Annotated in this window: 12 protein-coding genes and 1 tRNA gene; 10 read left to right on the top strand and 3 right to left on the bottom strand. The window is 60.3% G+C overall.

From position 1 onward, the window contains the following. Positions 1 to 288 precede the first annotated feature (288 nt). From NG895_RS27305 to NG895_RS27275, 7 genes are all read left to right on the top strand, one after another. Positions 289 to 639, top strand: coding sequence for an STAS domain-containing protein (locus NG895_RS27305; protein ID WP_252855739.1), 351 nt, complete (start codon positions 289 to 291; stop codon positions 637 to 639). Then, on the top strand, positions 636 to 1,868 hold the full coding sequence (locus tag NG895_RS27300; protein ID WP_252855738.1) for a GspE/PulE family protein: 1,233 nt from the start codon (positions 636 to 638) through the stop codon (positions 1,866 to 1,868). The genes NG895_RS27305 and NG895_RS27300 overlap by 4 nt, the downstream gene beginning before the upstream one ends. Positions 1,869 to 1,969: 101 nt before the next feature. Further along, positions 1,970 to 3,349: a dihydropyrimidinase gene (gene hydA / locus NG895_RS27295; RefSeq protein WP_252855737.1), complete on the top strand. Its 1,380-nt coding sequence runs from the start codon at positions 1,970 to 1,972 to the stop codon at positions 3,347 to 3,349. A gap of 121 nt (positions 3,350 to 3,470) precedes the next feature. Next, on the top strand, positions 3,471 to 3,779 hold the full coding sequence (locus NG895_RS27290) for a MazG nucleotide pyrophosphohydrolase domain-containing protein (RefSeq protein ID WP_252855736.1): 309 nt from the start codon (positions 3,471 to 3,473) through the stop codon (positions 3,777 to 3,779). Between the two features lie 96 nt (positions 3,780 to 3,875). After that, on the top strand, positions 3,876 to 6,119 hold the full coding sequence (locus tag NG895_RS27285) for a hypothetical protein (RefSeq protein WP_252855735.1): 2,244 nt from the start codon (positions 3,876 to 3,878) through the stop codon (positions 6,117 to 6,119). Between the two features lie 46 nt (positions 6,120 to 6,165). Then, the gene (locus NG895_RS27280) at positions 6,166 to 7,092 is read left to right on the top strand and encodes an ABC transporter ATP-binding protein (protein ID WP_252855734.1); all 927 of its coding nucleotides are present in this window, start codon (positions 6,166 to 6,168) and stop codon (positions 7,090 to 7,092) included. Positions 7,093 to 7,236: 144 nt separating this feature from the next. Next, a tRNA-Glu gene (locus NG895_RS27275) sits at positions 7,237 to 7,309 on the top strand. A gap of 91 nt (positions 7,310 to 7,400) precedes the next feature. Here NG895_RS27275 and NG895_RS27270 read toward each other — a convergent pair. Then, positions 7,401 to 7,718 carry a cupin domain-containing protein gene (locus tag NG895_RS27270; RefSeq protein ID WP_252855733.1) on the bottom strand — a complete coding sequence of 106 codons (318 nt, stop codon included), beginning with the start codon at positions 7,716 to 7,718 and terminating at the stop codon, positions 7,401 to 7,403. A 123-nt stretch (positions 7,719 to 7,841) separates the two neighbouring features. Continuing rightward, positions 7,842 to 8,240: a response regulator gene (locus tag NG895_RS27265; RefSeq protein WP_252855732.1), complete on the bottom strand. Its 399-nt coding sequence runs from the start codon at positions 8,238 to 8,240 to the stop codon at positions 7,842 to 7,844. A 606-nt stretch (positions 8,241 to 8,846) separates the two neighbouring features. On the opposite strand from NG895_RS27265, the gene NG895_RS27260 reads away from it, so the two are divergent. The 3 genes from NG895_RS27260 (at position 8,847) to NG895_RS27250 (ending at position 11,472) form a co-directional block, all read left to right on the top strand. Beyond that, positions 8,847 to 9,617 (top strand): response regulator, encoded by a 771-nt coding sequence (locus NG895_RS27260; RefSeq protein ID WP_252855731.1) that lies wholly within the window; start codon positions 8,847 to 8,849, stop codon positions 9,615 to 9,617. A gap of 74 nt (positions 9,618 to 9,691) precedes the next feature. Next, entirely contained in the window at positions 9,692 to 11,281 is a 1,590-nt protein-coding gene (locus tag NG895_RS27255) for an ATP-binding response regulator (protein WP_252855730.1), read from the top strand. A 38-nt stretch (positions 11,282 to 11,319) separates the two neighbouring features. Continuing rightward, positions 11,320 to 11,472: a hypothetical protein gene (locus NG895_RS27250; RefSeq protein ID WP_252855729.1), complete on the top strand. Its 153-nt coding sequence runs from the start codon at positions 11,320 to 11,322 to the stop codon at positions 11,470 to 11,472. Between the two features lie 64 nt (positions 11,473 to 11,536). On the opposite strand, the gene NG895_RS27245 is transcribed toward NG895_RS27250, so the two are convergent. Then, positions 11,537 to 12,640, bottom strand: a complete 1,104-nt coding sequence (locus NG895_RS27245; protein ID WP_252855728.1) for an aminopeptidase — start codon at positions 12,638 to 12,640, stop codon at positions 11,537 to 11,539. Between the last annotated feature and the right edge of the window lie 2 nt (positions 12,641 to 12,642).

Raw genomic sequence — 12,642 nt, 5'->3', positions numbered from 1 at the left:
CATAGAAAGCGCCCGTTAAGTTCCACACTGATTAGCGGGCTGCGCGACTTCCACAGATTTGCGCGCTAGAGAAAGGAATTCCCCGAACCCGTCGCCAGTACGGTTAGCCCCACACGCGTTTCCGGAATATTCGGCACGTCAAACCGTAAACAGGGGAACGCCAGGATCTGTCCATCCAGACCCAAAAGGCGTGTTTCGGACATCCGAGACAACCGGGGCAAGATTGCTTCACCGCGAGCGAAATACGAGCAATCGTTACAACCCGTCCTGCATAGCCCCGAGGAAGCGATGAAGCTGTTGCTTGTTTCACAATCGGACGGCCAGTGCCGCGTTTCCGCCAGCGGCGACCTTCGCCAAACGGGCCGGGAGGCTGCCGAGCCCCTGCGCACGCTACTTAGTAGCCTGGCCGGACGCCGCGTGGCCCTGGATCTTGCCCGGGTGACATCGTTCGACGCCAGCGGCATCGCCTGGCTGCTGAATTGCCGGCGAACGCTCGAGCAGTCGCGGGGCGAGCTGGTACTGCTGGCAACGCCGGCCGCGCTCCGCCGCGCTTTGGCCCTGCTCGGACTGCCAGCAAGACTCTGCCCTGCCCTGGCTGGCGTGCCCCATCCCCTCACCAGCAAGGAAGCCCAAGCGTGACCTCAGCCGACTTTATCGCACTCGACGAGGCAAACGACGCCGTCGATCGAAGCACTTACGCGCTGCATGCGTTGATCGAAGAGGCGGCGCGGTCCGGAGCGAGCGACTTGCTGCTGCTGGCCGACCAACACCACACTACGATCGCCATTCGGCGGTGGGGACTCGTGGAGAGACTGGGCGAGGTGGAACCCGCCATTGGTCGCCACTACGTAAGCGCCGTGAAAGTAATGGCCGAAATGGACATCGCCGAACGGCGACGGCCACTCGACGGCCGAATCAGCCTGCAGATCGACGGCCAGCCTATCGACATTCGCGTCAACACCCTGCCCACGTTGCACGGCGAAGATGCCACGCTGCGGTTGCTCGACCCACGTCAGGAAGTGCGCACACTCGACCAGTTGGGCATGGCAGACGCCGACCGAGAGCGAATTGCCGACCTGCTGGCCAATCCCAGCGGGCTGATCCTGGTCAGTGGCCCCACTGGCGCCGGCAAGACCACCACGCTCTACGCTTGCCTGGCCGAATTGAACGATGGCACGCGAAAGATCAACACGCTGGAAGACCCCATCGAGTACTCGCTCGAGGGCGTACGCCAGAGTCAGGTGAATGAAGCGATCGATCTCGATTTTGCCCGACTGCTGGCCAGCGTGCTTCGGCAAGCGCCCGACGTGGTGATGGTGGGCGAGGTTCGCGACGTCGAAACAGCCACCACGGCGGTGCGGGCAGCCAACAGCGGTCACCTGGTGTTCGCCACACTGCACGCGCCGACCGCGGCCGGCGCCGTGCAGAGCATGCTTGCCTTGGGCGTCGCGCCACACTTTCTCGCCAGTTCGCTGCTGGGCGTCGTGGCGCAGCGTTTGGTGCGCGTGCTCTGCCCCCATTGCCGCCAGAAACACGAACTGCCAGAGCTGACTTCCGCCTTCGAGTCGGTGGCTCACTTGCTACCGAACGATATGGGCCGTGGCATCCATTGCTCTCAAGGCTGCCACTGCTGCGGCGACAGCGGCTATGCCGGACGAGGAGGACTGTTCGAAATCATGTCCGCTACCAAGGCAACGCGCGGGCTGATCGCCAGCCAGGCGGCACGAGACGAGATTCACGCGCAAGCGGTGGAAGATGGACTAGTCGACTTCCGCAGCGCTGCCATCGTGGCACTGGCCGAAGGCCGCACTAGCATCGAAGAGGTAGTGCGAGTGATTCCAACCGACCTGCTCGACGTTCACGGGTAGTTGCCTCCGACCGCGGGCGGTGCATCCTGGTTGGAGGGCACGCGGACGTCGGGTATAACGAGGGCGTTCTGCCGCTTCCCCGCACTGCCCGAGAGGTTTCGATGGCCCTGCTGATCAAGAATGGAAACATTGTCACGGCCACCGACAGCTATGTGGCCGACATCCTATGCGAGGACGGCAAGATTGCCGCTATCGGGCACGACTTGTCGGCTCCCGTCGCCGATGAAGTGGTCGACGCCACGGGTCACTATGTCTTCCCGGGCTTCATCGACCCGCATGTCCATATTTACCTGCCCTTCATGGGCACATTTGCCAAGGACGACTACAACACGGCCAGCCGGGCCGCGTTAGTGGGGGGCACCACTACGCTAATCGAAATGTGCTGCCCCAGTCGCGAAGAAGATCCGTTGGAAGCATTCGATCTGTGGCTGGGTAAGGCCCAGGGCATCTCCTCCTGCGACTATACCTTCCACATGGGTGTATCGCGGTTCGACGACAACACCGAGCAGAAGCTCCGCACGATCGTCGAGCGTGGCATCGCCAGTTTTAAGGTATTCTTGGCATACAAAGGCTTCCTTGGTGTTAACGACGACGAGCTCTGCAAGACACTCAAGCTGGCCCAGGAGCTGGGCGTAATTGTTACGGCCCACTGCGAGAACGAAACACTGATCGCCGAGCGACAACAACAATTGCTAGCCGAAGGCAAAACGGGGCCCGAATGGCACGAACCATCCCGCCCGGTGCAGGTGGAAGCCGAAGGGGTACATCACTTGATGGCCTTTGCCGAGGCAACCGGCGCACACGTCTATGTCGTGCACACGAGCTGCGAACCAGCTATTCGAGCCGCTGAAGAAGCAAAGATGCGGGGCGTTAACGTATGGGTTGAGACTGTGATCCCCTACCTGACGCTCGACTCGACCTACGCCGAACAGGGCGACTTCGAAGGGGCCAAGTACGTGATGTCGCCTCCCATCCGCGCCGTAGAGCACCAGAACTGCCTGTGGAACGCGCTGCGCTCGCGCTCAATCAGCACCGTGGCGACCGACCACGCGCCGTTCGACTTCGTCGGACAGAAGGAAATGGGCCGCGACGACTTCACCAAGATTCCCAACGGCCTGCCGAGCATCGAAGACCGCGTGAACTTGCTCTATACCTACGGCGTAAAACGCGACAAGATCGACCTGCACACGTTCGTCGATGCCGCCAGCACACAGGCCGCCAAGCTGTTTGGATTGTTCCCTCGCAAAGGCACGATCGCCCTCGGTAGCGACGCCGACCTGGTGGTGTACGACCCTATGTACCGAGGCACCATTGCGGCCTCGAAGCACCACATGGCCACCGACTACAATCCGTACGAAGGCTGGCCCATCGAAGGACGCCCCAGCCTGGTTACCTTGCGCGGTAACGTCCAGGTCCGCGATGGCCAGTTCATCGGCAAGGACGGTATTGGCGAATTCCTCAAGCGAGACTGCACGCATTAGGTAAAGCGCCTATGCTGAGCAGTGAAGCGACGCATCACCTGCCCAGCACTTCGACCATCCACTCCATTTCCCCCGCGGCTAGCGCCGTCGGCTTCGTTCGCCTTTCAGCCCACGACTCACTATGCCCTCGCCTACGATCGCCGATTTTCAACAGCTCATCCGCGACATGTACCTAGAAAAGGACATTGCGCGAGGTGTCGATGGAACCTTCATGTGGCTGATGGAGGAGGTGGGAGAACTGGCCAGCGCTCTGCGAGAAGGGACGCACGAGGAACTCAAGGGCGAATTTGCCGACGTGCTGGCGTGGCTCACCACGATCGCCAACGTGAAGGGTGTCGACCTGACCGAGGCGGTACATGAAAAATACGGCACCGGATGCCCCGGTTGCGGTCAATTGGTCTGCATCTGCGACGACGCCGAAAAACCTTAAGTCAAGGTGGACGGTGACTCGGCGGTCTGCCGAGGGTACAATACCAAGCGTCATTCTCAACCATTTCGCCCTCGTCCGCTCATTTCTCCGCCAGTCATGCGAACCCCACTCTTGCAGCTACTGGCGACCGCGGTGCTCTTGTTGCCAGCGGCCACGCTCCTGGGCGAAGAGCGGCCCCAACCAGTTCGCGCGGACATCGGCTTTGGCGACCACTACAAAGTTGGTTGCTGGACCCCACTTCGTATCTCCGTTCTGGGTGGTGAGAAACCGGCCACGCTCATGGCCGAAGTCCGGGTGCCGGATGGCGAAGGGACGCTGACCAGCATTAACTCCCGCCCCTTCAGCGTGGCGGCGGGGGCCATGACCACCGTTGAAATGCTTGTCCGGATCGGACAGTTGGAATCCTCTGTTGAAGTCCTGCTGCGGGACGCGCAGACCGGCAAGGTGGTCGGCAAGCGGACCTTCGTGACGCACCGCGAACTCGACAAGGGAGGTATCCGACCGGGCGACCCCGCTACCACGCGTTTGCTTGTCGTCATCGCGGATGGCGCTCTGGGCGTCGCCACGGCGGAAGCAGAAAAGAGCAATGAAGTGTGGTTCACCCAGGACGTGGTGGGACGCGTAACGGACCTGTCCGCCCTGCCCCGCGAGGCGCTTGCCTACGAAGGGGTCGACACGGTTGTCGTCTCTACCAGCGATCGCGAGGCCTGGAGTTCCATGCGGCCCGACGACCCACGCATCAGGGCGCTCGTCGAGTGGGTCCAGCAGGGAGGCCGCCTGCTGCTCTACTCGGCCGCCAATGCTGACCTGGTGCTCGGTGCCGGCGGTCCGCTGGAAGCACTCGTACCGGGCGAATATGTCAACTCCGTGACGCTCGACGAATTTGGTGCCCTGGAAACCTACGTCGGTGGCAACGAACCCTTGTCGCAACGTGGTCGCCTGCGGCTAGCTGTACCCACGTTTGCTAACTTGCGGGGCGACGTGGAGTTGTCGCTCGGCACGCAGGACAATCCCGTACCGCTAGTGATTCGCGCACGCGAGGGGTTGGGGCAAGTCGTGTTGGTAGGCCTGGACGTTGATCTTCCCCCCATCAAGACCTGGAAGAGCCGCGAACGCCTGGTGGCCAAGAACCTGGCGTTTCCCGATGACGAGCCGATGGCTGATACCGAGAACTACTACTACTCTGGTCCGGACGATATCGTCGTAGCGCTCGAGCAGCAACTGGACAAACAGCTCGAACAATCGGGCATTCGCACCCCTCCGTTCATGGCCATCGCCGGCTTGGTCGTCCTGTACATCTTGCTGATCGGCCCGGGCGACTACTTCTTCGTTCAGCGCGTGCTGAAGAAGATGGAATGGACCTGGGTCACCTTTCCGACGATTGTCGTCGTGACCTGCCTGGCAGCCTACTGGTACGCCAACTACTTGAAGGGCGACTCGCTTCGGGTCAATCAGGTAGAAGTTGTCGATATCGATAATTCGACCGGTTTCGTTCGCGGCACCATGTGGACGCACGTCTTCAGCCCCAACCCCGATCGCTACACGCTGTCGCTCGAGGCAAAGTCGCCCGCCGGCTCGGCGAGCCAGCCCAGCGAGACCTCCGTAGCCTGGCTCGGAAAGCCAAGTCCCGGTTTAGGAGGCATGTCGAACGAACAGGGTATGCTGCCCAGCTTCCCCGTCTACGGCTGGTCGCTCGATCGGGCCATGCTGGACGGAACCCCCATCGAAATCTGGTCGACCAAGACCTTCGTCACGCGCTGGCAAGCCGAAACTGATGAGCTGTTAATCAGCGACCTGACGCGAACCGCCAACAAGCTGGTTGTCGGCAGCGTGCAAAATCCCACCGAACTGAACCTGTCCGACTGCATGCTGGTGTACGGCACTTGGGCGTGGCGACTGGGCGATCTGCCATCGGGCGGCACCGTCGAGGTGAAGCCCACCAGCCTGGGCGACGCCCGTGCCGCACGTCGCCTGCGGAATTTGTACGAGGACCGATTCAACTTTAATGTCACGGAAGGCTCCTACTACGAGCGACAACAACTGCTCGGTAAATTGGATCTGGCGGCACTCGCAGAAATGATGATGTTCTACGACGCGTTGGGCGGTCGCCGACAAAGCCACCAATGGCATCGCCACCAGCACTTCGTCGACCTGAGCCGCTCGCTCGACGCCGATTCCGCCATGCTGGTCGGAAAATGCGACGACCCGCGTAGCGAACTGCTGCGAGGCGAGAAACCTGATTCGCGTGAATCGATGCGAGGCGACAAGGATGTTTACGTCGTACTGTATCGTTACGTACTTGACGTCCAGCCAGAGTCCGACGATTCCGGCAACGACTAGGCCCACCGTCTCCGGCACACGTTTCCCCGAACCCTGACAGCTCTCGATGATCGAAATCCGCGGTCTCACCAAGAAGTACGGCGACCTGTTTGCCATCAAGGACATCAACCTCGAGTTGGCCAAGGGCGACGTATTTGGCTTTATTGGTCCCAATGGTGCCGGCAAGACCACAACCATGCGAATCCTGGCCACGTTGCTCAACCCCACCTGGGGCGAAGCCTACGTCGCGGGACACTCGATTTACACGCAACCCAAGGAAATCCGCCGCATCATCGGATACATGCCCGACTTCTTCGGCGTGTACGATGACATGAAGGTAATCGAGTACTTGGAGTTCTTCGCCGCCGCGTATCGTATCCGCGGGCCCGAGCGACGCAAGATTTGCGAGAGCGTGTTGGAACTGGTCGACTTGACGTACAAGCGCGAGGCCCTGGTTACCAGCCTGTCGCGTGGCATGACCCAGCGTTTGGGGCTCGCCCGCGTTCTGCTGCACGACCCCCAAGTGTTACTGTTGGACGAACCTGCCAGCGGCCTCGACCCTCGCGCCCGCATCGAGATCCGCGGGCTCCTGAAAGAACTCCGTAACATGGGCAAGACCATCATGGTCTCGAGCCACATCCTGCCAGAGTTAGCCGACATTTGTAACAAGATCGGTATCATCGAGAAGGGCGAGTTGATCGTCAACACCGACGTCGAATCGGTCATGAAGCAAGTGCGGCAGCAAATGGTACTGAAGATCCGCGTAGCCGACGACATGCAGTCGGCCCTGGCGGTGGTGTCCTCCCATCCCAGTGTCGAATCGGCCGAGCTCACCGGAAAGGACATCACGGCCACCTTGATTGCCGAGGTGGACGACCCCAGCGAACTGGCCGCGGCCCTCATCGGGGCTGGCCATCGCCTGACGATGCTCAAAGAGGACGAGATAAACCTGGAAACCGCCTTCATGGCCCTGACCAAGGGAATCACGTCGTAATTGCCGAAACCCCGCATCGACTGGCGAATACCGGACCGTTCGCCCACTTGAGGTTTTGGAAGATTTGGCGATAATTTGAGATTCGACCTGCCGATGAAACTTTGGTCGTAGTCACCACTTCATCGGTCGTCGCCAATTTGTCCTGCCCCGTTCGTCTAGTGGCCCAGGACACCGCCCTCTCACGGCGGAGACAGGGGTTCGACTCCCCTACGGGGTACTCACACTCAGCGGAGCCCTTTGGCAATCATGCCAGAGGTTTTTTTGTCGGGGTAGTACGGTCGCCGTGCTGCGGGACCGAGGTGGCCGCTTCAGCTGGAGTAGAACACTGCCAGCCACACCGTCGGCTGATCTAATGCGGTGGAATCGACGCGGTGCCTGCGGTGGGCTGGTATCAGAACCGCATCTCCGGGCTTCATGATCAGCGTTTCGCCCTCTTCAAATCGCAGCGAAGCCTCGCCTGTCAGCAGCACGACCCACTCGTGTTCATCTTGATCGTACCAATAGCCGGCAGGCGATGAATTCCCAGTGGAGACGATTCGCTCGATGCGAATATGAGCCGATTCCGCCAGAACGGTGGTGAGTTCTGCCGGCAGACTGTTGGGCAGGTTGGCAAACAGGTTCTGCATCGCCGATCCGTGTGCGGGGGGTGGCGTCCTTGCGCTCGCGGTAGCATCCTCAGGGTACCCTGCGATCGGAATACGATGAAGCCCAAGACAGCGATTGCTCGCCAGCTGCGAATCGCACTCGGGCTAGGCAGTCAAGGTTTCGGACGCGGAGTTGTCGTCCGATGCCATTCCGCATGCCTTGCGAATTGCTTTCTTGATGGTGTCCACCGTGCACGGCTTGCGTAGCAGCCCGCAGATGGCGGTGCGGTATTTTTCCTCTTGCTCGCGGAGGGCGATGTTTCCGGTCAACACCACGAAAGCGGTTTCGGGCCAGCGACCACTCGCTCGCTCGATGAGCTCCCAACCGGTCATCTTCGGCATGTCGAGGTCCGTCATTACGACATCGAACGAGGCGATCTCCATGGTTTCCAACGCCGCGGCACCGCTGTAGGCCAGTTCTACATCGAACTCATCGGAGATCCGCCGCTGAATGGCGCGCACGACGCTGGGCACGTCGTCGACCAACAGTACTCGTTTCTTCATATCCGCATCCTTAGTAAATTGGAGAACGCTACCCTCTTACATAGCTCAGTAGCAACGCTCCGCAAGTTGCAACCGTTTCGGCCAGCAAAAAGCTATCGACCGACCGAGGATTGCACAGGTGGTTAAACCGTCATGTTCGAACGCCGGGCTCTTGCCGGCGTGGACCAACGGTTGGCCATCGTCTCCAACAGCTCTCGAGGTGGTCGCCAGAAGATCAGTTGCGACCGCCAAAATATCCCCCAATTTTCTGCCCCCACGCCTGGCCGAGTGCCACCAAGTCGGAGGTCCATATGCTCTTGATCGCTTCGGGTTTACGACGCGGCGCTGCCGCCACCAGGCGGCAAAAGAGTGTTTACCACGCACCGTGCCAGGAAGTGCTAGCAGGGCCCTCGGCAATTGATCGAAATCTGGCTTGTTTACTAAGGTTGGTGACGATAAATTTAGGTCCGCGCTTTCGAGTTGTGCTCTGAGTAGCACCGTGGCGAGAGCGAATGCTGCGTCAGCACCAAGGATGGAACCGACGGCAGCCAGTGCAACTCCCTGATGGCGTTGCAACACCGCACCCCCGTTCTACCGTCGGGGCGCCGCGATTGAAGGACTCTTACCTTGCTAATTCTCTCCCGCCGCGCGGAGCAGCAGATCCTGTTCCCACACCTCGGCATACGCATCAACGTGCTGCAGGTCAAAGGACAGTTGGTCAAACTGGGTGTTGAGGCACCACGGTCGATTCAAGTCGTCCGCCAGGAGCTTGTCGAAGCGGATGCGCGGGAGCTGGGCGAGAAGCCAAGCCGTCAAGCGCTGGACCACCAGTTGCGTAACGAACTGAACCTGCTGAACCTGAAAATCCAATCGCTGCAAGTCCGCATCAATCGCGGCGAAGCGTTGGAGTTGGACGCGGCACTGCAACAGTTGCTGACGCAGTATTCAGAACTCGATCATTCGCTGCAAGACAATGTCGGAATGGCCGCCACGCCGGATAAGGACAGCCCCATTCGTCTGATGGTTGTGGAGGATAGCCCCAACGAGCGGCAATTGATGGCCTATCTGTTGGCATCGCATGGATTTGACGTACAGGTGGCAACCGATGGCCTGGTGGCACTCGAGTCGCTTCGATCGGCTGACCGTTTACCCGACTTTGTGCTGATGGACGTCGAGATGCCGGGCGTCAATGGGTTGGAGACGTTGTTGTCACTGAGAACAGATGACCGCTTGAAGCACCTGAAGGTCTTCGCGGTAACGGGTCTTGCCCGCAACCCTCAGAACGAGCCCTTGGGCCATGGTTGGGACGGATGGTTTCGCAAGCCGCTGGATGTGCCGTCGTTGGTGGCACATCTGGGCGCAGAGTTTCAAGAGACTTTGCAGCCCGCAAGCGTTTAACTTGACGAAACGCTGCTGAATGCGGCGGCTTCTTCAAGCGCATGGCTTCCGAAACCCTCCCAACTGGTGCGTCTATGAAATCCGTTACCCTCAATGAGCGGGTCCTTTCCCCACTGTCTTCCTACGGCGTGGCGGTACTGACCACGGGTCTGGCCGTGTGGGCTCGCTATGGCCTGAATCCACAGCTACAAGAGGAGTGCCCCTTCAGCCTGTTTTATCTCAGCGTCCTGGTGACAGCCTGGATTGCCGGCACTGGTCCCGCCTTCCTGGCCGTGGTGCTAGGAACATGCTCGGCCGCCTATTTCTTCATCGGACATCAGTCCAGCATCACCATCGATAGCGTCTCGGATATCGTACAGCTGTCGATCTACGTTCTCGTAAACTCAACCGCGGCACTGCTGTTCGATCGCTTGCGCCGGCAGCGACGCCTGGCCGAGCAGCGGTCGCGCGACAACGAGCGACTGAGCAATTCGCTCCGAGAGGCGGACGAACGCAAAGATGAATTCTTGGCGCTACTTGCGCACGAGCTGCGCAATCCGCTGGCTCCCATTCGTTCGGGCCTGGAGATGCTGCGCCGTGAATCGCAAAACGCCGAGCTTATCGATCGAGTTCGCGGCATCATCGAGCGGCAGACGAATCACCTGGTGCGGCTGACGAACGATCTACTGGACGTGTCGCGCTTTTCGCGGGGCAAGTTGGAATTGCAGATGGAACGCTTCGACCTCCGCCTGGCAGTGAGCGATGCCATCGAGATGACTGCGGGACAGATAGCGGAACGGTCTCACCGCTTCGAACAACTGAGCCCCGACTCGCCGGTGTGGATCGAAGGCGACCGTGTCCGCCTGGCCCAGATGACGGCCAACCTGCTGGGCAATGCGGCCAAGTACACTCCCTCGGAAGGTTGCATCGTGCTGGAGATCGAACCACAGGCTGACCGCATCTCGATCGCAGTTCGCGATAATGGCATCGGATTCCCACCGAATGAAGCCGGCAACATCCTGATGCCCTTTCGACAAATCGATACTTCACGGACGCGAGCCTACGGCGGATTGGGACTGGGACTGTCTATCGTCCGCCGCATCGCCGAATTGCATGGCGGCCAGCTCGAGGCATTCAGTCGCGGGCCCGGACGGGGAAGCTGCTTCACCGTCTGGCTTCCGATGGCACCGGCCGATGCGACTACCGCATCTGAGGCGGCGCCGGAGTCTAAACCGATTGCCGATGAATCACGCCATGACGGCACCACGCGTTCCCAACTATCGGTACTGCTGGCCGAGGATGGCACCGACGCTGCCGATTTGCTGCGCGAGTTACTGGAGGCCGAGGGGTACGCGGTGCAGTTAGCGCGGGATGGTGTATCGGCCGTTCAACTGGCAGTCAGCCAGTTGCCCGACGTGTGCGTACTCGACATCGGCTTGCCCGGCATGGATGGCTTCGAGGTTGCGCGTCGCATTCGGCGAATGGACCACGACCGCCGCATCCGGTTAATCGCGGTAACGGGCTGGGGAAGCGATGCCGATCGCGAAATGTCGCGCGAAGCCGGCTTCGACTGTCACCTGGTGAAGCCCATCATTTACAGCGAATTACTGGCGGAAATTGAGGCTCCTTCGCCGCAACTCGAGGAAAAACGCCTTCAGTTTGCCTCATCCGATTTTGCAGGGTAGGCTTTTGCTGAAACCCGCATCCCTTTGAGGCAACTGCCATGCGCCCATTCATTGCTATCACCGCACTGATTATCGCCGGAACAGGCATTACGCCGTTCGAATTGGCGGGCCTTGATATTGGCGTGGACCATGCCGCTCAAATGACCCTCACGCTCATGATCTTCGTGGCGTTGTTCTTCACCATGAAATAGTGCGTAGCGGTCGATGCACCAAAGCCACCGGGTGGACTCGGCGTGACTCATCCAGCGTCCGTCGCTAGTCGGCCATGAACCGCCCGTCGCTCACGAGCGATTCCTCGCCCACTTCGGATCGCAACACTAGGGTCGGCTGGTAAACGATGAAGTCCTGGTGGAATGGCACGCTCACCTCGCCGCCGAAGCCTGCATTGTCGCCCACGGCCAGATGGACGGTGCCGAGGATTTTCTCCGACTCCAGCACACTGTCGCAGGGCTTGGCTTTTTCGTTAGTGCCAACACCCAACTCGGCCAGGTTGCGAGCAATGGGATGCGCGGCGAATACGTCGTCGAGTCGCTTCATGAAGGGGGGATCGCCGAGCACCTCAACCAGTTCCCCCTTGGTGAAGCGGAAGTGCCATTTGCCCGGCTCCTCGGGCGGCCCCACCGAAAGCTCGCCTTCGGCGGTGCCTTCGATGGGGGCAATGAACCCCTCGCCGCCAGGTAGGTTGCCGAATTGACCGGGCTGGTTGATGATGCCCGTGTCGGCCGTGGCATCGCGTCCTTCGAGCGAGAACCGCAAGACACGTCCATCTGCGCTGTGCACTTCGGCTTCGGTGGCCTTGGTGAGAGCCTCGGCCGCCACTTCGCTGCGATGCTCGACCATCTTCCAGTCGGCCGTCATCACGCCGGCGAACATCTCTAACTCCACGCCTGGCATGGTTGCTACGCGTGCGGTCTTGGTCCGCGTCAGTAGTCGGCGAAAGTTGGTGTGCGATACACTCGAAGCCGACAGCACCAACATCACGTCGATGGAGTCGCTCGCCGAGCCAAGGTACTTCTCGAGTTTCCCGATCTCTGCCGCCGTAATGGACTTGTCGAGCAACTTCTCGGTAAGACCAGTCTCTTCCAAGTACGCCATGAACCCGGCGGGATAGACCTGCTCGAACACATGCCGCGGCGGTTCGGCGCCCGACTCTTGTCCGCCAGGATAGATGGAGATCAAGGTGTCGACCTCCCGCTCCTGCGCCTTCTCGGCGATCAACTCGGCCAACGCCTGTCGCGTGGGCACTTCGTCCGTGGCGGTATTAAACGGAGCGTCGTCCGTCACAATGGCCAGTCGCTCCCCCTTACGGCACCCCAGATTCACGTCCAGCAATGATTCGATGGCTTGGTCGAACGGCATTT

Origin of the sequence: Aeoliella straminimaris, assembly GCF_024054565.1 — a bacterium.
Taxonomy (GTDB): domain Bacteria; phylum Planctomycetota; class Planctomycetia; order Pirellulales; family Lacipirellulaceae; genus Aeoliella; species Aeoliella straminimaris.
The sequence above is the reverse complement of the archived record's forward strand: the minus strand, read 5'-3'. Positions and strand labels throughout refer to the sequence as shown.